This is a genomic window from Janthinobacterium sp. HH102 (assembly GCF_001758625.2).
Lineage (GTDB): Bacteria > Pseudomonadota > Gammaproteobacteria > Burkholderiales > Burkholderiaceae_D > Janthinobacterium.
In genome coordinates this window covers 4,445,175-4,465,660 of sequence record NZ_CP062062.1, presented here as the reverse complement: position 1 = coordinate 4,465,660, position 20,486 = coordinate 4,445,175, and the positions used below count along the sequence as shown (strand labels likewise).

The following is a 20,486-nucleotide window of genomic DNA, read 5'->3' as shown; positions in this document are numbered from 1 at the left end:
GCAGGAGGATGCCATGCTGACGGGAGGATGTTTGTGCGGCGAGGTCCGCTATGACGCTGGCGCGGACAGCTTTCATCAAAGCGCCTGCCACTGTTCCGTGTGCCGCCGCGCGTCGGGCGCGCCGTTTGTCGCCTGGTTCAGCGTGCCACGGGCGAACTTTCGCTGGCGGCAGGGGCAAGCGATGTCGTATGCGTCCAGCGTCCATGGCACGCGCAGCTTTTGTCCCCGCTGCGGCACGCAGCTGACCTTTGAAGACAGTGCCTATCCCGATGAAGTCGACGTGACTACCTGCAGCCTGGACAATCCCGAACAGCTGCCGCCGCACAGCCATATCTATACGGGCACGCAGCTGGAGTGGCTGAAGCTCGACGATGGCTTGCCGCGCTATCGGGGCTCGCGCAGCGAGGAGGAGGAGCCTGGAGGGAAGGCGAGCAGGTCGGATTAGCCCAGCGGGCGTAATCCGACGTGCCGTTGCCGCTCAAGGACGCGGCATTCTGTCGGCAAGCGCACTGCCGCGCCATTGCCCTATTTTTGGATGATAGTGGCATTGTCGGATTACGCTACGCTAATCCGACCTACGTGAGCCATGGTTTCAGCCGATCAGCTTCAAGCCCGGCGGCAGCGCTTCGCCCAGCATGCGCTTGGTAGCCGCTTCGTCCAGCTGTGTCACTTCGCTGACCATCGCCTGCCACAGGGGCGGGGCGCCCACGGCTTTCAGGCGGGCGAGGATGGTGGCCCGCAGGTCGTCGCCGATGTCGCGCGAGCGGTCGCCCGTCATGCGCGCCAGGTGGGCGGCGGCAAACGCCGCCGGTTCCACCTTTTTCCAGTCCAGCGCCAGCAGCACGGCCAGCCAGTCGGCCACGGTGGCGCTGTCGACCACTTCGTGCGCGCTGCCGTGGAAGGGCTGGCGCGCGCCGACCCTGGCCAGCGCCCACAGGGTATTTGTGTCCGCCGCTTCGCCCCTTTTATCAGCCTTTTGCAGGCGCTTGATCAGCCAGGCGCCCACTTCGGCCTTGTAGGCGCCGGGGATGCGCTCGAGCGATGCGCCCAGGCGCAGCATGTCGTCGTCGCTGCCGTTGACGAGGGTGACGGGTCGGCTGCCGCGCTGGGCCGCATCGGCTTGCAGGTTGAAGGCGAAGTCGTCGAGCAGGCGCAATTGCTGCTCCGTGCTCAAGCCGCCGGCGACCCTGCGCCACAGGGTCCACCATTCGGCGCACACCTGGTTGTCCTTGTGATGCTGGACGCCCGCATCGAACAGGGCCCACAGCTGCTCGATACGCCACGGGTCGAGCGCATCGCCATAACCGGGCCGCAGACAGTAGCCGGCCAGATTCAGCCACACCCGCTCATGCTCGGCGGAGCGGCGCCGGCCACGGGCGCGCAGCATCAGGGCGTCGAACAGCTGGCGCAGCAAGGGCGTATCCCAGCTTTCGCGCCCGCCCAGTCCCCGTTCCAGGTGCTGGCGCAGCTGGCGCACTTCCTTGGTCTCGACCTTTTGCGCCTTGCCGCCGAAGATGCGCTCGATCTTCTCGATGGCTTCCTTCACGCGTGGCGGCACGCTGGACGTTTCGGCCTGCGTTTCCTCCTCGCCGCGCAACTGGAATTCCAGCAGCCAGCGCTGGCCCGCATCGGCTTCGGCCACGCAGTGCACTTCCAAGGTGCCCACTTCTGTCATCACGGTGGCCAGCTGCACGGTGATCTCGCGCTTGTCATTGCCGTCGCTGGCGTGCAGCACGCTGGCCAGCGGCGGCAGGCGCAAGTATTCTCCGGCGTTCAGGTCGACGATCTCGCCCAGCTTGGGCGGCGTGCCCGACTCAAAGAGGGAAGTGGCCAGGTGGAAGCGCACGGGCCGGCCCAGGCGCAGCGCGAACAGGCGCTCCGTCAGGCGGATTTCCTCGCCGCTGGCGCTGCCGCGCGGCAGGATGCACACGGCGCGATGGTCCTTGCCCGCCTCGCCCAGCACGAGGAAATAGCTGCGCGGCGAGCCGCCGCCGATGCGCGGCGCCTGGCCGCGCCGGGCCAGCGCGTAGGCGACGGCGCCACGGGCCACGGCCACGTCGGGATTATCGTTATGCAGGATGGTGAGGGGCTGACCGCGCCAGTGCGCCAGGGTCTCGGCCAGGCGGCGCGCCAGCGCGTCGGCGCGGAACACGCCGCCATTGAGCAGCAGGGTATCGGGCAGTGGCCCTTGGTGCTGCTGCAAAAAGCTGGCCAGGTGGCGCGTGATGGCCGCGTCCTGCGCATACGGCAGGCCGAATGCAACGATGCCGGCACGGCCTTTTTTTGCCGTGTCGCCCAGTTCCACCTTCGGAAAGAAGCCGTCGACCACCATGGCCGCCACTTCCTCGCGCGTGACGTCGGCGGAACGGCTGCCTCCAATCAGGCGCGAGCCGGCGCCCAGCAGGGTCACGGTGACGCTGTCGGGCGCGTCGGTGGAGAGCAGCAGCTCCTTGGCGGCGCGGCAGCGCTCCATCAGTTGTGACAAGCGTGCGGCAGACAGTTTCATGCCGCCTTCGACACCCGCCGCCATGCGCTTTTCCACCAGGTGGGCCAGCGCCAGGTCCATATTGTCGCCGCCGAGGATCAGGTGGTTGCCCACGCTGCTGCGCGTGAGCTGCGGTGTGCCGTCGTCATCGAAGGCCACGTCGATCAGGCTGAAATCGGTGGTGCCGCCGCCCACGTCGCACACCAGAATGCGGCGCGTATTGGACAAGTCTTCGCGCAGGGTGGCGCGCCGGCGCTGCAGGAAGTCATAAAAGGCCGCTTGCGGCTCTTCCACCAGGCGCAGCGCGGGCAAGCCCGCCATGCGCGCCGCTGCCAATGTGAGTGCGCGCGCACCCTCGTCGAACGAGGCGGGGATGGTCAGCACCAGTTCCTGCTGTTCCAGGGGCGCCTGCGGGAAGCGGTGATTCCATGCGGCGCGCACGTAGGCCAGGTAGCTGGCGCTGGCCGCCACGGGCGAGACCTTGGCCACGTCGGCATCGGCGCCCCACGGCAAAATCGGCGCCTGGCGGTCCACGTTCGCATGCGACAGCCAGCTCTTTGCGCTGGACACGAGCCGGCCCGGCACCTGCGCGCCGAGCTGGCGCGCAAACGCGCCCAGCACGGCAGCTTCCACGCCAGCGCCGTCCTGCTGCGGCCACGGCAGCGGCAAGTCGCCCGCCGCCAGTTCGCCGGCGGCGGGGTGGTAGCGCAAGGAGGGCAGCAGGGGGCGTGCGCCCACTTCGCCGGGCGCGACCAGCTGCTCGATGGCGAACAGGTTTATTCCTGCCTGCGCATCGCCAGCCGCCGCATACGCCACCACCGTGTTGGTGGTGCCCAGGTCGATGCCGACCAGGTAGGCCGGCTTGCCCGCAGTGCTGCCCATGGCGCTTATTGCTGCGGCGTGCCGCGCACGTCGAATTCCACCTTCCAGCGCTCGGCGCCGTCAGGGGAAACGGCCAGCAGTTCCAGGGTGCCCGCTTCCGTGACTCTGGCGTGCAGCTTGACCTGCACGACGTCGCCGGCCTGACGGCCTTCGGCGGACAGCGTCGCCTGGATTTCGTTCAGCTCCTGCAATTCATCGGGACCCCAGAAGTCGAGCAAATCGCCGATCTGGTCGTTGCGGCGCGTGGACGAGGCGAAGAAGCGGAAATGCACGGGTTCGCCCACGACGAGGCCGAATTGCTGGCCCGGCAGTTCCAGTTCGCTGCCTTCTTCCATGCCGAACGGCGCCACGCACAGGGCCTGGATCGGCGGTTCCATGCCGGGGATGGCGGGCATGGCCGATTCGATGGCCACATAAAAGGCGCTGGCCGTGCCGCCGCGGATGCGCACGCCGTGGCCGCGCCGCACGTAGCTGTAGTAGGCCGCGCCACGGGCGACGGCCAGGTCCAGGTCGGCCCCGGCCAGCATGCGCGCCGGTTCCGCGCCTTCCATGTACAGCCAGTCGTTGACGGTGGCCATGATGCGCTGCACCAGCAGGTCCGACTTGAAGACGCCGCCGTTGAACAGCACGGCCGTCGGATGCAAGAAGCTGGCGCCTTCCGCCTGGCGGCCCGCGAAGCCTTCCAGTTCGGCCGTTGCTGCCACTTGCCGGCCCAGGAAGGCGGCCAGGTGGCGCGTGATGGCCGCGTCCTGCGCATACGGCAAGCCCAGTTGCGTCAGGCCGGCGCGCGTGCGCACGGCAGGGCGGCTCGATGCTTCCACCTGGGGGAAGAAGCCGTCGAGAATGAAGGTGGACACTTCCGCGCGCGTCAGTTCCGTGCGGATGGAGCCGCCGATCAGCTTCGAGCCGCGGCTGGGCACGACGATCGGTGCCACATCGAGGCCGCTGTCGGCCAGCAGGCTTTCCTTGGCGCTGCGGCAGCCGTAGGTCAGCGCGCGCATTTGCCAGGCGTCCAGCTGGGTGCCATTGGCGGCCAGCTTGCGCGCCACCAGGTGGGCCAGGGCCAGGTCCATATTGTCGCCGCCGAGCAGGATGTGTTCGCCGACGGCCACGCGGTGCGGTTCCAGCACGCCGTCGCGCTCGAGCACGGCGATCAGCGAAAAGTCGCTGGTGCCGCCGCCCACGTCGACGACCAGGATGATGTCGCCCGGCTTGACTTCCTTGCGCCAGCGTCCTTCGCTGGTCTGGATCCAGCTGTACAGGGCCGCCTGCGGCTCTTCCAGCAGGGTCAATGAGGTGTAGCCGGCCGCCTGCGCCGCTTCCATCGTCAGCTCGCGCGCGGCCGGGTCGAACGAGGCGGGTATCGTCACCGTGATTTCCTGCGCGGCGAACGGCGCTTGCGGGTGGGCGTGGTCCCACGCCTGGCGCAAGTGCGTCAGGTAGCGCGTGGCGGCCGTGATCGGCGAAATGCGCGCCACTTCCGCCGGCGCGTCGTTCGGCAGGATCGCTGCGCGGCGGTCCACGCCCGGGTGGCACAGCCAGCTTTTCGCGCTGGACACCAGACGGATCGGCGTGGTGGCGCCGCGGCTGCGAGCCATTTCGCCCACGACGAACGGCGCTTCGGCTTCCTCGGTGACCCAGGGCAGGGCCAGATCGCCCGCCGCCACTTCGTCGGCGTGCGGCAGGTAAACGAAGGACGGCAGCAGCGACAATTCTTCGACGGTGCCCGGTGCCGACAGCTGCGGCACTTTCAGCACGCCGTGGCTGGATTGCTCGCCGTCGCTCTCGACCAGGTTCACATATGACAGGGCGCTGTGGGTGGTGCCCAGGTCGATGCCGATGGCGTAGCGCGGGGTGTTGTTGGCTTGATCGCTCACAGTTCCACCTCGGCTGGCGCCAGGATGGCGGCGTCGTGCTGCTCGCTCAGTTTCGGCAGGCGCACGCTCGAGGCGCGCCAGCCGCGGTGGCTCAGGGTGCCCGTGAATGGCGCCGAGCCGACCACGTTGCCCGTCAGGCGCACGCTGGCCGAGTCAAAGCCTTCCTGCAGCACGATGCGGCTGCCCTCGGCTTCCTGGCGCACGGCGTCGATGGTGAAGTATTCGCGCATGACCTTGGCGCAGCCTTCATGCACGACGCGGGCGGCCGCGCCGATGTCGGCATCGGCATGGCTGCCCAGGTTTTCCTGGGTGAAGTCGATCAAGCGCGCTTCGCGTTGCAGCAGGGCCAGCAATTGCAGGGCCGCGTCCGGCGTCGCTTCTTTCAAAATGACGGGGGCGGCTGCCGGCGTCGGCACGGGCGCCGGAGCAGGGGCCACGGGTGCCACGGGGGCGGCCTCGGGCAGCGACAGCTTTTCCACGCGGGCCGCATAGGCGGCGTCCGACAGGGTGTTGAAGAAGGCGCCGAAGGCCAGCGGGACACGGCGCCAGAACGATGGGTGGGACGATGAGGTGCTCATAGGGAACTCGTTTCTCTGATCTGTAGGGAGGCGTCGGCGGCGCGCCCGGTGGCGGGGCCGCTTCGCAGGGTAGTGCATGTGCCGCGCCAATATGGCCGGCTGCGTTTGCCCGCATGATACCAGCTACCGGGCCGGCGCCAAAGTCACCGGCCCCCGCGCAGCGAGCCTGAGGCGTCGATTTTCTTTGTTCCTGCGCAAAGAAACGCTGAATGTTGCGCCGCTTCGACTAAAATCGCGCATTATCTTTTCGCATTGCCTTTATGCCATGTCTACCGACTTTTCCCCCGACTTTTCCATCTATCTAGCCAGCAGCCTGTATATCGATAGCGATCATCCGGCCGTGCGTGCCAAGGCGGCCGAACTGGCGGCAGGCGCTGTGGGCGACGCCGCCATCGCGGCCCGCTGCTTTGCCTTCGTGCGCGACGAAGTCGCCCACAGCTGGGACTACCAGCGCAATCCCGTCACCTGCCGCGCGTCCGACGTCTTGCAACACGGCACGGGCTATTGCTATGCGAAGAGCCATCTGCTGGCCGCGCTGCTGCGCGCCAACGGCATCCCCGCTGGCCTGTGCTACCAGCGCCTGGCCGTGGGGGAAGCGGGCCCGCCGTTTTGCCTGCATGGCTTGAACGCCGTGTATCTGCAGGATGTTGGCTGGTACCGCATCGATGCGCGCGGCAACAAGCCTGGTGTCGCGGCCGCCTTCACGCCGCCGCAGGAGCAACTGGCGTTCCCCGTGCTAGCGCCGGAAGAGCGCGATCTGCCGGAAATCTGGCCGGCACCGCTGCCCCAGGTGATCGCCTCGCTGACCTGCCATGCCACGGTGCAGGACGTGGCCGCGCACTTGCCCGATATCGAATTGTTGCTGCTGAAAAAATAATCTCAAGAAAGAAATCATGAAAAAAGTGTATCTTGGTCTGTTCGGCCTGTTGCTACTGGCCGGTTGCGGCGGCAAGGGCGAGAGCGGCGGGCAATCGAGCGCCGCGCGTCTCGACGGCAAGGAAAAAGGCAGCGAGTTTCTTGCCTATGAACACAATGTCAGCGTCGATACGAGCGAGGCGCAAGTGCGGCCCCTGTATGAAAAAGTGGTCGCTGCCTGCAAGGCCGATACGGAAAACGGCTGTTTGCTGCTCGATTCCAGCCTCGACAGCGGCCGCTACGTGCATGCGCGCATCAGCATGCGGGCCAAGCCGGCCGGCATCAAAAAGCTCGTCGCGCTGGTCGCGGCCGAAGGCGACGTCACCAGCCAGGGCACCAAGGTGGAAGACCTGGGCCGTCCTGTGCTCGACAGCAAGAAGCGCCTGGAGATGCTGAAACAGTACCAGGCGCAGTTGCAAGACCTGGAAAAGCGCTCTGGCGCGAATGTCGATGCGCTGATCAAGGTGACCAAGGAACTGGCCACCGTGCAAGTGGAGCTGGAGCAGGCGACGGCGGCCAATGCGCTGTTGATGCAGCGCATCGACACGGACTTGCTGAACGTAATGATCAGCGCCGAAGGCAAGCAATCGTTCTGGCGCCCCGTCAAGCGTGCGCTGGGCAATTTCACGGACAACCTGTCGGAAGGCGTGGCCAACGCCATCACGGCCATGGCTTACATCCTGCCGTGGCTGATCGCTTTCGTGCTGCTGTTCCCGCTGGGCCGCAAGGGCTGGCGCCGCTTGAGAGGCTTGCCGCGCAAGGATTAAAGCCTCCGGCGCACCGTTTTACGGCAATTTGAAACCTGGCTGCACAGTCCTTGTGCAGCCAGGTTTTTTTTCGTGCGGCGAGCGCCGCGTGCACCATGGCGGACAGCTGTAGGCGCTGGCACGCATTCTGCTTTAACAACATGGCAGGCCCAGCTCGACCCCACGAACCCATCACAGGAGTCCCCATGTCACGACGCATCATCCTGAAAGCGGCCGCCGCCGGCGCATTCGCCCTGGCCACGTCCACTTATATGCAGGCAGCCCTGGCCGCCGATACGATCAAGGTCGGCATCTTGCACTCCCTGTCGGGCACCATGGCCATTTCAGAAACGTCGCTCAAGGATGTGGCCCTGATGACGATCGCCGAGATCAATGCCAAAGGCGGCGTGCTGGGCAAGAAGCTGGAAGCCGTCGTCGTCGACCCGGCGTCGAACTGGCCTTTGTTCGCGGAAAAAGCGAGACAACTGGTAGCGCAAGACAAGGTGGCCGTTGTGTTCGGCTGCTGGACGTCCGTGTCGCGCAAGTCGGTGTTGCCCGTGTTCAAGGAACTCAACAGCCTGCTGTTTTACCCGGTGCAATACGAAGGCGAGGAGCTGGAAAAGAATGTGTTTTATACGGGCGCCGCGCCCAACCAGCAGGCGATCCCCGCCGTCGAATACCTGATGAGCACAGATGGCGGCGGGGCCAAGCGTTTCGTGCTGCTGGGCACGGATTACGTGTATCCGCGCACCACCAACAAGATCCTGCGCGCCTTCCTGAAAAGCAAGGGAGTTAAGGATAGCGATATCAGCGAGGTCTACACGCCGTTCGGCCATGCCGACTATCAAACCATCGTCGCCAACATCAAGAAGTTTTCCACGGGCGGCAAGACGGCCGTCATTTCCACCATCAATGGCGATTCCAACGTGCCGTTCTACAAGGAACTGGGCAATGCGGGCTTGAAAGCAACGGACGTGCCCGTCGTCGCGTTTTCCGTGGGCGAGGAAGAGCTGCGCGGCATCGATACCAAACCCTTGCTCGGTCACCTGGCGGCGTGGAATTACTTTGAATCCGTCAAGAACCCCGTGAATACCGCTTTCATCAAGCAGTGGAAGGCGTACGCCGTGGCGCAAAAACTGCCGAACGCGGATTCGGTGGTGACGAACGACCCGATGGAAGCGACCTATGTGGGCATCCACATGTGGGCGCAAGCCGTGGAAAAGGCGAAATCGACGGACACGGACAAGGTGATCGCCGCCATGGCGGGCCAGAGCGTCAAGGCGCCATCGGGCTTCACCCTGACCATGGATGCAACGAACCACCACTTGCACAAGCCCGTGATGATCGGCGAGATCAAGGCCGATGGGCAATTCAATGTCGTGTGGAAAACCAAGGAACCGATACGCGCCCAGCCGTGGAGCCCGTTTATCAAGGGCAATGAGGGCAAGCAGAAGCTGTAAAAAGCTTGCGCGTCGATTCGTCGCCGCAACCCCAGGCAAAGAGCTGGGGTCAGACCCGGCGGGTCTGACCCCTGTCCTTGTCTTTGGGGGAAGGATACCTATCAAGACATCGGCTTTACTACATGGAATCCATGCACATGCAGCTTCTCCCCAAACTGCTGGTCCTCGCCTGCCTGTTGCTATCCTCGCTGGCGCAGGCCGCCATCTCTCCCGACCTGCTCAAGCCGCTGGCCGGCGACGATCCCGACGCCAGGGTCGCCGCCGTGGCGCAGATCGCCGCCCTGGCCACGCCCGAGGCTGCCAAGGTGCTGCAAGCGCTGCAGGACGACGCCTTGTACGCCGCGCCCGACGGCAAGGTGTACATCGTTGACGGCGAGCAGGCGGTTGACCCGGCAATTGGCCGGAACGTGCCGATGCCCGACGGCATCGACGGCGTGATGGTCAACAACCGCTTGCGCGCGGCTGTGGCAGGCGCCTTGTCGGGTTTGCAGCTGCTGGCGCCGGAGCGCAGCGCCCGCCTGGCCGCCGCGCAAGCCTTGCAAAAGGCGGTCGACCCCGCGCAGCTTCCGTTGATCCGCACCGCGCTGGCGCGGGAAATCGACGCTGAAATTCAACAACTATTGCAAGTGCTGATCTCCAGCGCCAACCTGCATGCACCCGACGCCGCCACGCGCAAGGCCGCCGTGCAGGCGCTGGCGGGCAGCAGCGATGCGCGCCTGCTGCCGGTGCTGCAAGCCATGCTGGAGCAGGGCGGCGAACCCGACGAAGCCGTGCAGCTGGCCGCCATCGACACCATGCGCCAGATCAAGGGACGAGTGTCGCGCATGGAATTGGCCGGCAATGTGTTTTACGGCATCTCGCTGGGCAGCGTGCTGCTGCTGGCCGCGCTGGGCCTGGCCATCACCTTCGGCCTGATGGGCATCATCAACATGGCGCATGGCGAATTGCTGATGATAGGCGCTTACACGACGTATTTATGCCAGCTGTTCTTCCGCGCCTACCTGCCGGGCTTGCAGGATGCCTACCTGCTGGCCGCCTTGCCGGCCGCCTTTCTCGTCGCGGGACTGGTGGGCGTGGCACTGGAACGCACGGTGATCCGCTGGCTGTACGGGCGGCCGCTGGAAACCCTGCTGGCCACCTGGGGCATCAGCCTGATCCTCATGCAGCTGGTCCGCACGATCTTCGGCGCGCAAAACGTGGAAGTGGCCAACCCGGCCTGGATGTCGGGCGGCGTGACGGTACTGGGCGGCCTCGTGTTGCCGTACAACCGGCTGGCCATCATCGCCTTCGCCGTCGTCGTCGTCGTGGCCGTGTGGCTGATCCTCAACAAGACGCGCCTGGGCCTGTTCGTGCGGGCCGTTACGCAAAACCGCCGCATGGCCGATTGCGTGGGCGTGGCCACGGGCAAGGTCGACATGCTGACTTTCGGCCTCGGCTCCGGCATCGCCGGGCTCGGCGGCGTGGCCCTGTCGCAGCTGGGCAACGTGGGGCCGGACCTGGGCCAAAGCTACATCGTCGATTCCTTCATGGTGGTGGTGCTCGGTGGCGTGGGCCAGCTGGCCGGCACCGTGATCGCCGCGCTGGGCCTGGGCGAAGTGAACAAATTCCTCGAACCGGTGGCGGGCGCCGTGCTGGCGAAGATCGCCATTCTCGTGTTCATCATCATTTTCATCCAGCACCGGCCGCAGGGCCTGTTTGCCATGAAGGGACGCAGCGTCGAATGACTACCTCCTACCCGATCAAACAGGGCCTGTTCACGCGGCCCGTCTGGCTGGCGATTGCCGCCTGCAGCGTGCTTGCGGCGCTGCTGCCGATCTTTAATCTGGCGTTTGCCGAAGGCCATGCCTTGCACGTCTCCGCCTACACGGTGGCGCTGGTGGGCAAGTTCATGTGCTATGCGCTGGCCGCGCTGGCGCTGGATCTCGTCTGGGGCTACACGGGTATCCTGTCCCTGGGCCACGGCGTGTTCTTTGCGCTGGGCGCGTATGCGCACGGCATGTATCTGATGCGCGCCATCGGCGATCAGGGCCAGTACCACAGCAGCCTGCCCGACTTCATGGTCTTTCTCGACTGGAAAACCTATCCGTGGTACTGGGCCTTCACGGAACACTTCTGGTACTGCATGGCCCTCGTCGTGCTGGTGCCGGGCGTGCTGGCCTTCGTGTTTGGTTACTTTGCCTTTCGCTCGCGCATCAAGGGCGTGTATTTTTCCATCATCACGCAAGCGATGACGTATGCCTTCATGCTCTTGTTCTTCCGCAATGACACCGGCTTTGGCGGCAACAACGGTTTCACGGATTTCAAGACGATATTGGGCCATAACATCACGGCACCCGCCACCCGGGCCGTGCTGTTCCTGCTGACCCTGGCCTTCCTGCTGGCGGCCCTGATCGGCGCGCGCGCCATCGTCCGCTCGAAACTGGGCAGGGTGCTGCAGGGCGTGCGCGACAGCGAAGCGCGACTGATGTTCCTCGGCTACAACCCGCTGTGGTTCAAGCTGTTCGTCTGGACCTTGTCGGCCGTGCTGTGCGGCATCGCCGGCGGCCTGTACGTGCCGCAGGTGGGCATCATCAACCCGTCCGAAATGTCGCCCGCGAACTCCATCGAGATGGTCGTGTGGGTGGCGGTGGGCGGGCGCGGTACCTTGCTCGGTCCGATTGTGGGCGCTTTTACCGTGAACGGCTTGAAAAGCTGGTTCACGGCCGTCTTGCCGGAATTGTGGCTGTTCGCGCTGGGTTTGCTGTTCATCGGCGTGACGCTGTTCATGCAGCAGGGCATGCTCGGTGTGTTGAACAAGCTCAAACGTAAAAAAGTCGCCATCGTGGCAGAGGAGGCCGCATGAGCATCCGCATGTTGTCCGGCATGGCCGGCACCGAGGCTGGCCCCACGTATGCGCGCGTAAAAGGCGAGGGCGTCGATACGACGCATGGCGCCATTTTGTATCTGGAAGACATCAGCGTGTCGTTTGACGGCTTCAAGGCCATTAATAAACTGAGCCTCGATATTTCCGTGGGCGAGCTGCGCTGCATTATCGGCCCGAATGGCGCGGGCAAGACGACGATGATGGATGTCATCACGGGCAAGACGCGGCCCACGTCCGGCACGGCCTGGTTTGGCCAGACCATGAACCTGGCCACCATGACGGAAGCGCAAATCGCCCACGCGGGCATCGGCCGCAAGTTCCAGCGCCCCACCGTATTCGAGCAGCACACGGTGTTCGACAACCTGGAACTGGCGATGAAGATGGACAAGCGCGTGGCGCCCACCCTGTTTGCGTGCTTGTCTTCCGAGCAGGAAGGCAGGATCGAATCGGTCTTGCGCCTGATCCGCTTGAACGGCCACGAAGCGCGGCCGGCCGGTTTGCTGTCGCATGGGCAAAAGCAATGGCTGGAAATCGGCATGCTGCTGATGCAGGAGCCGCAGCTGATTTTATTGGATGAGCCCGTGGCCGGCATGTCGGATGCGGAAACGGCGCGCACGGCGGAACTCCTCAATGAATTGCGCGGCAAGCATTCGATCATGGTCGTCGAGCACGACATGGGTTTCGTCACGGAGATCGCTCAGCAAGGCATCGTTACCGTGCTGCATGAGGGTTCCGTGCTGGCGCAGGGCCGCATGGACGAAGTGCAAGCCGACGAGAGAGTCATCGAAGTCTATCTGGGAAGATAATAAGGGGAGATCGCAGGCCATGCTCGAAGTGCAACAATTAAATCAATACTATGGCTCCTCGCACACCTTGCGCGGCATCGACCTGTCGGCGCGCAAGGGCGAATGCCTGGCCTTGCTGGGCAGGAATGGCGTGGGCAAGACGACCTTGCTCAAATGCCTGATGGGCGTGCTGCCCGTGGCGCAGGGCAAGGTGGTGTTCCAGGGGCGCGATATCACGAAGCTGGCGCCGCATGCGCGCGCCAGGCTGGGCATGGCCTATGTGCCGCAGGGGCGCGACATCTTTGCGCGCCTGACGGTCGAGGAAAACTTGCTGATGGGCATGGCGGTGAAGCGGGGCAGGTTGGCCTCGCGCATTGATCCCCACGTGTATGAGCTGTTTCCCGTGCTCAAGGAGATGCTGCAGCGGCGCGGCGGCGATTTGTCCGGCGGGCAACAGCAGCAACTGGCCATCGCCCGCGCCCTGCTGGCCGAGCCGCAATTGATCATCTTTGACGAGCCGACGGAGGGTATCCAGCCCTCCGTCATCAAGGATATCGGCAGGGTCATTTCCTTGTTGAAACAGCGGGGCGACATGGCCATCGTGCTGTGCGAACAGTATTTCGATTTCGCCCGCGAACTGGCCGACGAATTCATCGTGCTGTCGCGCGGCAGCGTGGTGGCCAGCGGCAAGGCGGAACAGATGGATGGCGATGAGGTGAAGCGGCACCTGGCCGTGTAAGGTCAGACGAGCTGGAACCAGCCCAGCACGGCGCCGGCCGCCAGCAGCCACAATAAATGGATCTTCGTGCGCCAGATGATCAGGCCGGCCACGATGGACAGGCTCCACAGGGGCCAGTCGGTGCGGATGTCATGGTTGGCGCCGCCCAGGATCATGCCCGTGGAAATCAGGAGGGCGACGACGATGGGCGCCATGCCTTGCTTGAAGGCGCGCACGGGGCGCAGGTCGCGGTTGCGGTAGCCCCACTGGGCCGCCACATAGGTCAGTGTGGTGCTGGGCAGCATGATGCCCACCATCGTGATGAACACGCCGAGATAGGCGGCCGTGTAGCTGCCCGCATTCATGCCCACGTTCCAGCCCATCAGGGCGACGAACAGCACATTGGGGCCGGGAGCGGCCTGGGCGATGGCGATCGACTCGTTGAATTGCGCCTGTGTCAGCCAGCCATGCTGTTCGACGAGGAAGCGGTGCATTTCGGAAGTGGTGGAAATGGCGCCGCCGATCGACATCAGCGACAGCATCAGGTAGTGGCCGAACAGGTTCAGCCAGTCGCCCGCGCTTAACACCAGTTGCAGGGGCGGATTCATCTGGACAGCTTTCGATAAGTGAGCAGGCAGCCGATGCCGCCCAGACCCAGCAGGATGTACAGCAGGGGCCAGCGCAGCACGGCCACCATCAGCACGCCCAGCACGGTGATGGACAAGGTCAGCCACAGGGGCAGCGGATGCCTGGCCAGCGCCGTCGCCAGCTTCACGCCCGTGGCGGCGATCATGCCGGCCGAGACGGCGGCCATGCCGCGCAGTGCGCCCGCCATCTGCGGATTGTCGCCAAAGCGCGTGTACAGCACGCCCAGCACAAGCACGATGACGAGGGGGGCGGTCAGCATGCCGGCCAGCGCCGTCAGCGCGCCTTTCAAACCGAAATAGCGCCCGCCCACCATCAGCGACAGGTTGACGACATTCGGCCCGGGCATGATCTGCGCCACGGCCCAGTCCTCGAGGAATTCCTCCTGCGTCAGCCAGCGCTTGCGCTCGACCATCTCGCGCTGAATCACGGCCAGCACGCCGCCAAAGCCTTGCAGGGCCAGCCAGGTGAACGAGAAGAACAGGTCGGCAAGCGAGGCCGGTTGCGGACGGGGCTGGTCGGGTTGGGGAGTGGATGAGGCGGCGGGCATGCACGATTATGGCCGTGCCTGCTCCGCCTTGTCCATGCCTATCTCCATGCCGTCTAGCCGCCGCCCACGCCGGCGATGACCACGCCCGTGCCGCCGCACATGACGCAAGGCTGGCCATTGTCCGTGTTGCCCCTGCCCATGCAATGCGTGCAGACGTTTTCTCCCGTGCCGGGCGTGCCGGGCGGGGCGATGTCGCCAGGATGTTGCTCAGAATCCGGTGTTGTATTCATGTCGTGTCTCCTTTGCATGCAGGGCGGGAGCTGCGCGATGGCGGCCAAATCCCATGGTAGGCCGGCGCCGCGTGAGGCGTTTGACCTGCCTTAAGGTGCGCGGCCTTGCATCCCCGAAAAAAACTGCATTGCAATAGCTGGCTGGCATTGACATCGCGCGTTTTTCAGCAATACTTTCGCTGTCGCCTTCCGCGCTGGCCATGCTGGTGCCGGTCCCCGCTGCTGCATCCCGCCACCGTCGCTTTCTTCAGGAGTCATCGATCATGCCTCATTCCACAGAAACGCTGCATATGCCCGCCAAAACCGTGGTGCTGCATGCCCGCGTCGACCAGAAGATGTCCGATATCGTCAATCTGGGCATCGCCGTGCAGGCAGCCTTCAGCACCTTGTGCGCGCTGGAATACCTGAAGTCATACAATGTCGCCCCCGACCTGATCGAGCGCGTGCTGCTGCATCCGGAGCAGCGCCGCCAGACCGTGCACTGAGTATCCTCGCGGCAACTGTATTGCCGGCAGCGTTGGCCCGGTGTTGTCGGATTGATCATTACGGCTCAGTTATGCACAAATGATGGGCTAACGAAATTGGCGAAATAATTTTCTTGTGATTATGTGTGACTTTCTAAGTGTTTGATTTCAATGGATTTTATTTTTGCTGTTTGATTGAGCAGTTTATTGAAAGCCGCACGGGCTGTGGCTTTGAAGGCTGTCAATAGGCCCTTATCCACAAAGATATCCACAGTCCGTGTGGATATCTGAAAAAGCGCTTAACAATCCGCCACTTAGGAAAAAGGGGCGGGCCAGCGCCTGCTTTCGGCGCGCGAGATGGGCCAAAATGGGGCATGCCACAAGCCTGTATGCCTATCCAGTGCTCTTGTTTTTATGACTGAAAGTAGCGGCCCCGTTTAGGGCGTGCCGCCGGCCGGCGCCGCTGGGGTGTCGCCGCACTGGGCCAGGGCGGCAGCCAGTTCGGCGACTTGCTGCTCCGCTTCGCGCAAGGTGGCATAGGTGCGCAGCGAGGCGATCACAGTGGTAAACAACTTGCGCGTGGTCAGGTCCGTCTTGCACCAGAAATCGTTGATGTCGTAATCGATGATGATGCGGTGTTCCAGCGCCTGGCCGGGCTGGCCCGTGCGCAGGATGATGCGCACGGCGCTGTTGTGCAGCTCTTCGCGGATCTGGCGTGCCACTTGCAGTCCGGCATCCTGGGTTTCCATGATCACATCGAGCAGCACCACGGCGATATCGGAAGTGCCGCGCAGCAAGGTGAGCGCCTCGGCGCCCGAGTACGCGTGCAAAAAGCTCAGCCTGCGGCCCTGGAAGCTGGCCTGGCTGAGGGCGAACTTGGTCACCACGTGCACGTCGACATCGTCATCGACGATCAGCACGCGCCATGGCGCCGCGGTGGCAGGCTCTGCCGCCGCGTCTGCCCGTTCCAGCGGTTCGTCGACCAGCCAGTCCGGTTCGTCCGCTCCCTTGGCGGCGTTGTCGCTATCCATGTTCATGCGTTTATCCACCGTTGATCGTGCTTGCTACTCCACACTATGCCAGTCTACGGGGTTTGTCAAAACAATGCTGTTCAAGCAAGACGGCCTGGCCCAGGGTTGCTTATGCACAGCAAAATATATTTTCATTGTGGCAAAGTAACTTTGTTCGAGCGCAAATTCGTGATTGCAAGTCATTGATTTTATTGGAGTAAAAAATTGCCTGTGAAATCAGCAAATTGTTGAAACCCGCATCAATACTGGTGTTGCGGCTTGTCAAGAGGGGCTTATCAACAACTTTATCCACAGTTGCTGTGGATATCTAAAAAAGCCGTGCAAAAACCGGGGCTTAGCGCCCATTCATGCGGCAAGGTGGCAGCATTTCATGCGGCCAGTCCAAGCCCGCTCAGCTGGGCAAAGGCATGCAGGAAGCGCTGCTTGGCTTCGGCCGGGCCCATGGCTTCGATTATACCGGGCAGAGGGGCGATGCCGTCAAGGTAAGCCCAGCGTTCGGCCGAGTGCGGCATCAGGTCGCGCTTTTCCGTAGCCAGCGCGATCAGGTCGGCCTGCTTGATGGGTGCGTAATCGGAAAAATCCAGCCCATACGTGGCGGCGATGATGGCGCTGACCTTGTCTTCCAGCACGGCAAACTCGGGCAGCAACACTTTCAAGGGCTTCACCATGTCGCCCAGATAGGCTTCGGCCGCGTCGTGCAGCAGGGCGGCCAGGCGCAAATGGGGCGGCACCAGTTCGGCGACGATCAAGCTGTGCTGGGCGACCGAGTAAAACACTTGCGTCTGTCCATTGAAGCGGCACTGGTACGCGAGGCCGTGGGCAATGTCCTCGATGGCTACCTTGTCGATATGCGGGCGCAAGGGATAAAAACGGTTGCCTGAATAAGTGGAAACGTAGTCGGTGGTAATCATTGCCATGGCATGGTGCTCGGAACGCTCAAGATACTTCATCGTACACCCGATGGCATGGGCTTGCCCCGGCTGCGGTGCACAGGCGTCGGGCTGCTGAGCCTATGCATCTTGGCAAAGCCTTTAATTTATTTCATATCATTCATTGTTCTTTCTCAAATACACTATAGCAATCTTGTTTGTCTGAAACTTCATTTAGGGGCAGGGCAATGACGGCGATACCTTCGGCAAGACCTTCGTATATCTATCAGGGCGGTTCGGTGATGATGCACTCGCCGCTGCAATTGAAACAGTCGGAAATGTACGGCTATTTCGTCAGGGGCGACCTGGCCAAGCTGCAGGCCACCGTGAATACCACCCTGAACCAGGTGGCGGGCAGCAAGATGACATTGAAAGCCCTGTCGCCGTATGTGATGTTGACGTTTACGCGCGTCAACCATGCGGACTCGGCCAACCCCGTCGACCAGGCCAAGGGCTGGATCACGGAAGTCGACATCGTCACCTGGATCATGGTCGGCCAGATGGATGAACGCGGCAAGCTCGCGCATATCTACTGGTATCCGTGCCACATTTTTGTGGATGACGCCATGGCCCTGATCAACGGGCGCGAACTGTTCGGCTATCCGAAATACCTGTGCGACTACGAGATTCCCGCCGCCGGCAGCGAGCCGCTGCGCTGCTCCGTCGCCGCCAAGGGCTTCCAGCATTTTTCGCCGGAAACGAAGCTGGCCCTGCACCCGCTGCTGGAAGTCAATGCCACCGTGCAGACGGGGCCGCACAAACCCGTCAACAGTTTCCTGGAACTCATCGAGCAGGCATTCGAGATTTTTCTCTCCATTCCCGATTTCTTCGACATGGACCAGGCTGGCTGGGCCGATATTTTGTCCTTGCTGCGCAACCCGCGCATCGATCAGATTTTCCTCAAGCAATTCCCCGACAGCGCGGGCGTGAAAGCCGTGTACCAGGCCCTGGTGGCTGCGCCGGCCGAAATCAACCGCCTGCACAGCGCGCGCCTGCTCGGCTATGAATACGAATGCACGGTGCACGCCTTCGACAGCTTCCCGCTGGACCAGACCCTGGGTTTGCAGCTGGGACCGCAGGCGGCGATTTTGCCCTTCAATGTGAACTTCGATTTCACGGCCATGCCGGGCGAGGAACTGGTCGACAATTCCCGCATCGCGCCGGAAAAGATCGCCATCCTCGGCGGCGGCGTGGCGGCCATGACCGCCGCGTATTATCTGACGAACCAGCCGGGCTGGCAAAACCGGCATGCCATCACCGTCTACCAGCTGGGCTGGCGCCTGGGCGGCAAGGGCGCCAGCGGGCGCAATGCGCAGGCGGGCCAGCGCATCGAGGAGCACGGCCTGCACATCTGGTTCGGCTTCTACGCGAACGCCTTCAGGATGATCAAGGAAGCCTACGCCAGCCTGGAACGCCCGCCCGGCGCACCGCTGGCCACCTGGCGCGACGCTTTTAAACAACACGATTACGTGGCCCTGTCGGAAGACGTCAAGGGACAATGGCGCAACTGGTCCATCGTCTTTCCCACCTTGCCGGGCGAACCGGGCGAGGGCGGCGAAGACGTCACGCTGTGGCAGATGGCCATCGCCATGGTGGGCTGGATCGAGCAGTGGATACGCCAGATCCGCCAGGTGGCGGACGCCGACGCGCGCATCGTGCGTGCCAGCGCATCGCAAGGCGAGGGCGTATGGCCGGGCTGGCTGCGCCGCCTGGCCGACGAAGTGGTGGGCCAGGCCGATGAACTGGGGCTCGACGTGGGCCTGTCCGTGGGCGCGCTGGTGGCCCTGGTGACCGACCTGGCGCCGGACTCCACGCGCCACGACCAGGCCCGCCACCAGCTGCTGGCCAGCACCCTGAACGGCATCCGCGCCTGGCTGCGCCTGCGCTACCGTGCCCTGATCGACGGCGACGACGAGTTGCGCCGCCTGTTCACCTGCCTGGACCTGGGCATCACGGTCATGAAGGGCATGTTCGAGGATGGCGTGTTCAAGAACGGTTTTGACGTCATCAACGACATCGATTTCCGCGCCTGGCTGCGCAAGCATGGCGGCGACGAGCAGTTCAGCGTCAATTCAGCCCCGGTGCGCGGCTTTTACGACCTGGTCTTCGCCTACGAGGGCGGCGATTTCGCCAAGCCGAACATCGAGGCGGGTACCTTGCTGCGCTCGATGGCGCGCATCGGCCTGGCCTACAAGGGCGGCATCATGTTCAAGATGCAGGCCGGCATGGGCGACACCATCTTCACACCGCTGTACGAAGTGCTGCGCAAGCGCGGCGTGGAATTCAAGTTCTTCCAGCGCGTGGAGGAACTGGTGCCGGGCGCGGGCGACATCGACAGCATCCGCATCACGCAGCAGGTGCAATTGAAGGACCCGGCCGCCGGCTATGCGCCGCTGGTGGACGTCAAAGGCCTGGCGTGCTGGCCCAGTGCGCCCGATTACGCGCAGATCGAACCGGCCCAGGCGGCGCTGCTGCAGGAGCAGGAAGTCAACCTGGAATCGTACTGGAGCGACTGGCCGCAGCAGTACCGGCAGGCGTTCGGCCGCGCGCTGCCCGCCACGGTATTGAAGAAGGGCGTCGATTTCGACAAGGTGGTGTTCGGCATTTCCATCGGCTCGCTGCAAGCCCTGTGCCCGCAACTGCTGGCGCAAAGTCCGGCTCTGCAACTGGCGGCCGACAAGGTGAAAACGGTGGCCACGCAGGCTTACCAGGTGTGGCTCAACAAGGATTTGTCTCAGATGGGCTGGACCACGCAGCCGAAGGGCCAGCAACCGGTGCTGTCGGCCTTCACGGAGCCGTACGACACGTGGGCGCCGATGGACCAGTTATTGGCGCACGAGGATTGGCCGGCGGGGCTGGAACCGAAAAACGTCTCGTATTTTTGCAGCGCCTTCCCCGTCGACAGCTACCCGCCCGTCACCGACACGGCTTTTCCCGCCCGCTGCGCGGACAGGGCGAAACAGGGCGCGCAGCACCAGCTGGAACGCGAGATCGGCGCGCTGTGGCCCGAGGCGGGCGCGCCCGGCGCGTTCCCGTGGCAATGGCTGGTCGATGCGAAGGCTGGCACGGGACCGGCGCGCTTCGACAGCCAGTACTGGCGCGCCAACGTCGATCCGTCCGAGCGCTACGTGATGTCGGTGGTGGGCAGCACGCAGTACCGGCTGGCCACCGACCAGTCGGGCTTCAGTAACCTGTTCCTCACGGGCGACTGGATCAGGACGGGCCTGAACGCGGGCTGCGTGGAGGCGGCCGTGATGGCCGGCATGCAGACCTCGCGCGCCATGACGGGCTATCCGGCCGTGATCCAGGGCGAGACGGATTTCTAGGC

General features: G+C 63.9%; 18 protein-coding genes. 10 read left to right on the top strand and 8 right to left on the bottom strand.

Features of this window, described 5'->3' with window-relative positions:
* Positions 1-13: 13 nt before the first annotated feature.
* Complete coding sequence (locus tag JAB4_RS20290) at positions 14-445, top strand: GFA family protein (RefSeq protein ID WP_070222277.1); 432 nt, start codon at positions 14-16, stop codon at positions 443-445.
* 147 nt (positions 446-592) lie between these two features.
* Here JAB4_RS20290 and JAB4_RS20285 read toward each other — a convergent pair whose 3' ends face one another.
* From JAB4_RS20285 to JAB4_RS20275, 3 genes are read right to left on the bottom strand one after another with little or no spacing between them, the layout of a single operon-like run.
* On the bottom strand, positions 593-3,367 hold the full coding sequence (locus tag JAB4_RS20285; protein ID WP_070222275.1) for an Hsp70 family protein: 2,775 nt from the start codon (positions 3,365-3,367) through the stop codon (positions 593-595).
* Between the two features lie 5 nt (positions 3,368-3,372).
* Complete coding sequence (locus JAB4_RS20280; protein WP_070222273.1) at positions 3,373-5,244, bottom strand: Hsp70 family protein; 1,872 nt, start codon at positions 5,242-5,244, stop codon at positions 3,373-3,375.
* Positions 5,241-5,822 (bottom strand): DUF2760 domain-containing protein, encoded by a 582-nt coding sequence (locus JAB4_RS20275; protein ID WP_070222271.1) that lies wholly within the window; start codon positions 5,820-5,822, stop codon positions 5,241-5,243. The genes JAB4_RS20280 and JAB4_RS20275 overlap by 4 nt, the downstream gene beginning before the upstream one ends.
* Before the next feature lie 265 nt (positions 5,823-6,087).
* Here JAB4_RS20275 and JAB4_RS20270 point away from each other — a divergent pair, with 265 nt between their 5' ends.
* The 7 genes from JAB4_RS20270 to urtE all read left to right on the top strand — a co-directional run bounded on the left by JAB4_RS20270 (position 6,088) and on the right by urtE (position 13,330).
* Entirely contained in the window at positions 6,088-6,699 is a 612-nt protein-coding gene (locus JAB4_RS20270; RefSeq protein ID WP_070222348.1) for a transglutaminase family protein, read from the top strand.
* Positions 6,700-6,715: 16 nt separating this feature from the next.
* Positions 6,716-7,504, top strand: coding sequence for a DUF4349 domain-containing protein (locus JAB4_RS20265; protein WP_070222269.1), 789 nt, complete (start codon positions 6,716-6,718; stop codon positions 7,502-7,504).
* 185 nt (positions 7,505-7,689) lie between these two features.
* Positions 7,690-8,943 carry an urea ABC transporter substrate-binding protein gene (urtA, locus tag JAB4_RS20260; protein WP_070222267.1) on the top strand — a complete coding sequence of 418 codons (1,254 nt, stop codon included), beginning with the start codon at positions 7,690-7,692 and terminating at the stop codon, positions 8,941-8,943.
* Between the two features lie 137 nt (positions 8,944-9,080).
* Positions 9,081-10,667: an urea ABC transporter permease subunit UrtB gene (urtB, locus tag JAB4_RS20255; protein ID WP_070222346.1), complete on the top strand. Its 1,587-nt coding sequence runs from the start codon at positions 9,081-9,083 to the stop codon at positions 10,665-10,667.
* Positions 10,664-11,785, top strand: coding sequence for an urea ABC transporter permease subunit UrtC (gene urtC / locus JAB4_RS20250; RefSeq protein ID WP_070222265.1), 1,122 nt, complete (start codon positions 10,664-10,666; stop codon positions 11,783-11,785). Before urtB ends, urtC begins: the two co-directional genes overlap by 4 nt.
* Positions 11,782-12,612: an urea ABC transporter ATP-binding protein UrtD gene (gene urtD / locus JAB4_RS20245; RefSeq protein WP_070222262.1), complete on the top strand. Its 831-nt coding sequence runs from the start codon at positions 11,782-11,784 to the stop codon at positions 12,610-12,612. The genes urtC and urtD overlap by 4 nt, the downstream gene beginning before the upstream one ends.
* Before the next feature lie 19 nt (positions 12,613-12,631).
* Positions 12,632-13,330 carry an urea ABC transporter ATP-binding subunit UrtE gene (urtE, locus tag JAB4_RS20240; RefSeq protein WP_070222260.1) on the top strand — a complete coding sequence of 233 codons (699 nt, stop codon included), beginning with the start codon at positions 12,632-12,634 and terminating at the stop codon, positions 13,328-13,330.
* A 2-nt stretch (positions 13,331-13,332) separates the two neighbouring features.
* On the opposite strand, the gene JAB4_RS20235 is transcribed toward urtE, so the two are convergent.
* Genes JAB4_RS20235 through JAB4_RS20225 form a run of 3 tightly spaced genes read right to left on the bottom strand, consistent with a single transcriptional unit; the run spans position 13,333 to position 14,734 of the window.
* On the bottom strand, positions 13,333-13,917 hold the full coding sequence (locus tag JAB4_RS20235) for a chromate transporter (protein WP_070222258.1): 585 nt from the start codon (positions 13,915-13,917) through the stop codon (positions 13,333-13,335).
* Positions 13,914-14,504 (bottom strand): chromate transporter, encoded by a 591-nt coding sequence (locus JAB4_RS20230; protein ID WP_070222256.1) that lies wholly within the window; start codon positions 14,502-14,504, stop codon positions 13,914-13,916. The genes JAB4_RS20235 and JAB4_RS20230 overlap by 4 nt, the downstream gene beginning before the upstream one ends.
* A 53-nt stretch (positions 14,505-14,557) precedes the next feature.
* Positions 14,558-14,734 (bottom strand): hypothetical protein, encoded by a 177-nt coding sequence (locus JAB4_RS20225; protein ID WP_175444697.1) that lies wholly within the window; start codon positions 14,732-14,734, stop codon positions 14,558-14,560.
* A gap of 263 nt (positions 14,735-14,997) precedes the next feature.
* Here JAB4_RS20225 and JAB4_RS20220 point away from each other — a divergent pair, with 263 nt between their 5' ends.
* Positions 14,998-15,219, top strand: coding sequence for a hypothetical protein (locus tag JAB4_RS20220; protein WP_070222254.1), 222 nt, complete (start codon positions 14,998-15,000; stop codon positions 15,217-15,219).
* Positions 15,220-15,635: 416 nt separating this feature from the next.
* Here JAB4_RS20220 and JAB4_RS20215 read toward each other — a convergent pair whose 3' ends face one another.
* Both JAB4_RS20215 and JAB4_RS20210 read right to left on the bottom strand, forming a co-directional pair.
* Positions 15,636-16,235: a response regulator gene (locus JAB4_RS20215; protein ID WP_227742005.1), complete on the bottom strand. Its 600-nt coding sequence runs from the start codon at positions 16,233-16,235 to the stop codon at positions 15,636-15,638.
* Positions 16,236-16,597: 362 nt separating this feature from the next.
* Complete coding sequence (locus JAB4_RS20210; RefSeq protein WP_083286967.1) at positions 16,598-17,146, bottom strand: phosphohydrolase; 549 nt, start codon at positions 17,144-17,146, stop codon at positions 16,598-16,600.
* Positions 17,147-17,346: 200 nt separating this feature from the next.
* Here JAB4_RS20210 and JAB4_RS20205 point away from each other — a divergent pair, with 200 nt between their 5' ends.
* Positions 17,347-20,484, top strand: coding sequence for an NAD(P)-binding protein (locus JAB4_RS20205; RefSeq protein ID WP_070222250.1), 3,138 nt, complete (start codon positions 17,347-17,349; stop codon positions 20,482-20,484).
* The last annotated feature ends 2 nt before the right edge of the window (positions 20,485-20,486 follow it).

Excerpts from the sequence above, each read along its gene's own strand:
- JAB4_RS20290 (WP_070222277.1), top strand. The coding sequence starts at position 14 with ATGCTGACGGGAGGATGTTTGTGCGGCGAGGTCCGCTATGACGCTGGC.
- JAB4_RS20285 (WP_070222275.1), bottom strand. The coding sequence starts at position 3,367 with ATGGGCAGCACTGCGGGCAAGCCGGCCTACCTGGTCGGCATCGACCTG.
- JAB4_RS20275 (WP_070222271.1), bottom strand. The coding sequence starts at position 5,822 with ATGAGCACCTCATCGTCCCACCCATCGTTCTGGCGCCGTGTCCCGCTG.
- JAB4_RS20270 (WP_070222348.1), top strand. The coding sequence starts at position 6,088 with ATGTCTACCGACTTTTCCCCCGACTTTTCCATCTATCTAGCCAGCAGC.
- JAB4_RS20265 (WP_070222269.1), top strand. The coding sequence starts at position 6,716 with ATGAAAAAAGTGTATCTTGGTCTGTTCGGCCTGTTGCTACTGGCCGGT.
- urtA (WP_070222267.1), top strand. The coding sequence starts at position 7,690 with ATGTCACGACGCATCATCCTGAAAGCGGCCGCCGCCGGCGCATTCGCC.
- urtB (WP_070222346.1), top strand. The coding sequence starts at position 9,081 with ATGCAGCTTCTCCCCAAACTGCTGGTCCTCGCCTGCCTGTTGCTATCC.
- urtC (WP_070222265.1), top strand. The coding sequence starts at position 10,664 with ATGACTACCTCCTACCCGATCAAACAGGGCCTGTTCACGCGGCCCGTC.
- urtD (WP_070222262.1), top strand. The coding sequence starts at position 11,782 with ATGAGCATCCGCATGTTGTCCGGCATGGCCGGCACCGAGGCTGGCCCC.
- urtE (WP_070222260.1), top strand. The coding sequence starts at position 12,632 with ATGCTCGAAGTGCAACAATTAAATCAATACTATGGCTCCTCGCACACC.
- JAB4_RS20235 (WP_070222258.1), bottom strand. The coding sequence starts at position 13,917 with ATGAATCCGCCCCTGCAACTGGTGTTAAGCGCGGGCGACTGGCTGAAC.
- JAB4_RS20230 (WP_070222256.1), bottom strand. The coding sequence starts at position 14,504 with ATGCCCGCCGCCTCATCCACTCCCCAACCCGACCAGCCCCGTCCGCAA.
- JAB4_RS20225 (WP_175444697.1), bottom strand. The coding sequence starts at position 14,734 with ATGAATACAACACCGGATTCTGAGCAACATCCTGGCGACATCGCCCCG.
- JAB4_RS20220 (WP_070222254.1), top strand. The coding sequence starts at position 14,998 with ATGCCTCATTCCACAGAAACGCTGCATATGCCCGCCAAAACCGTGGTG.
- JAB4_RS20215 (WP_227742005.1), bottom strand. The coding sequence starts at position 16,235 with ATGAACATGGATAGCGACAACGCCGCCAAGGGAGCGGACGAACCGGAC.
- JAB4_RS20210 (WP_083286967.1), bottom strand. The coding sequence starts at position 17,146 with ATGGCAATGATTACCACCGACTACGTTTCCACTTATTCAGGCAACCGT.
- JAB4_RS20205 (WP_070222250.1), top strand. The coding sequence starts at position 17,347 with ATGACGGCGATACCTTCGGCAAGACCTTCGTATATCTATCAGGGCGGT.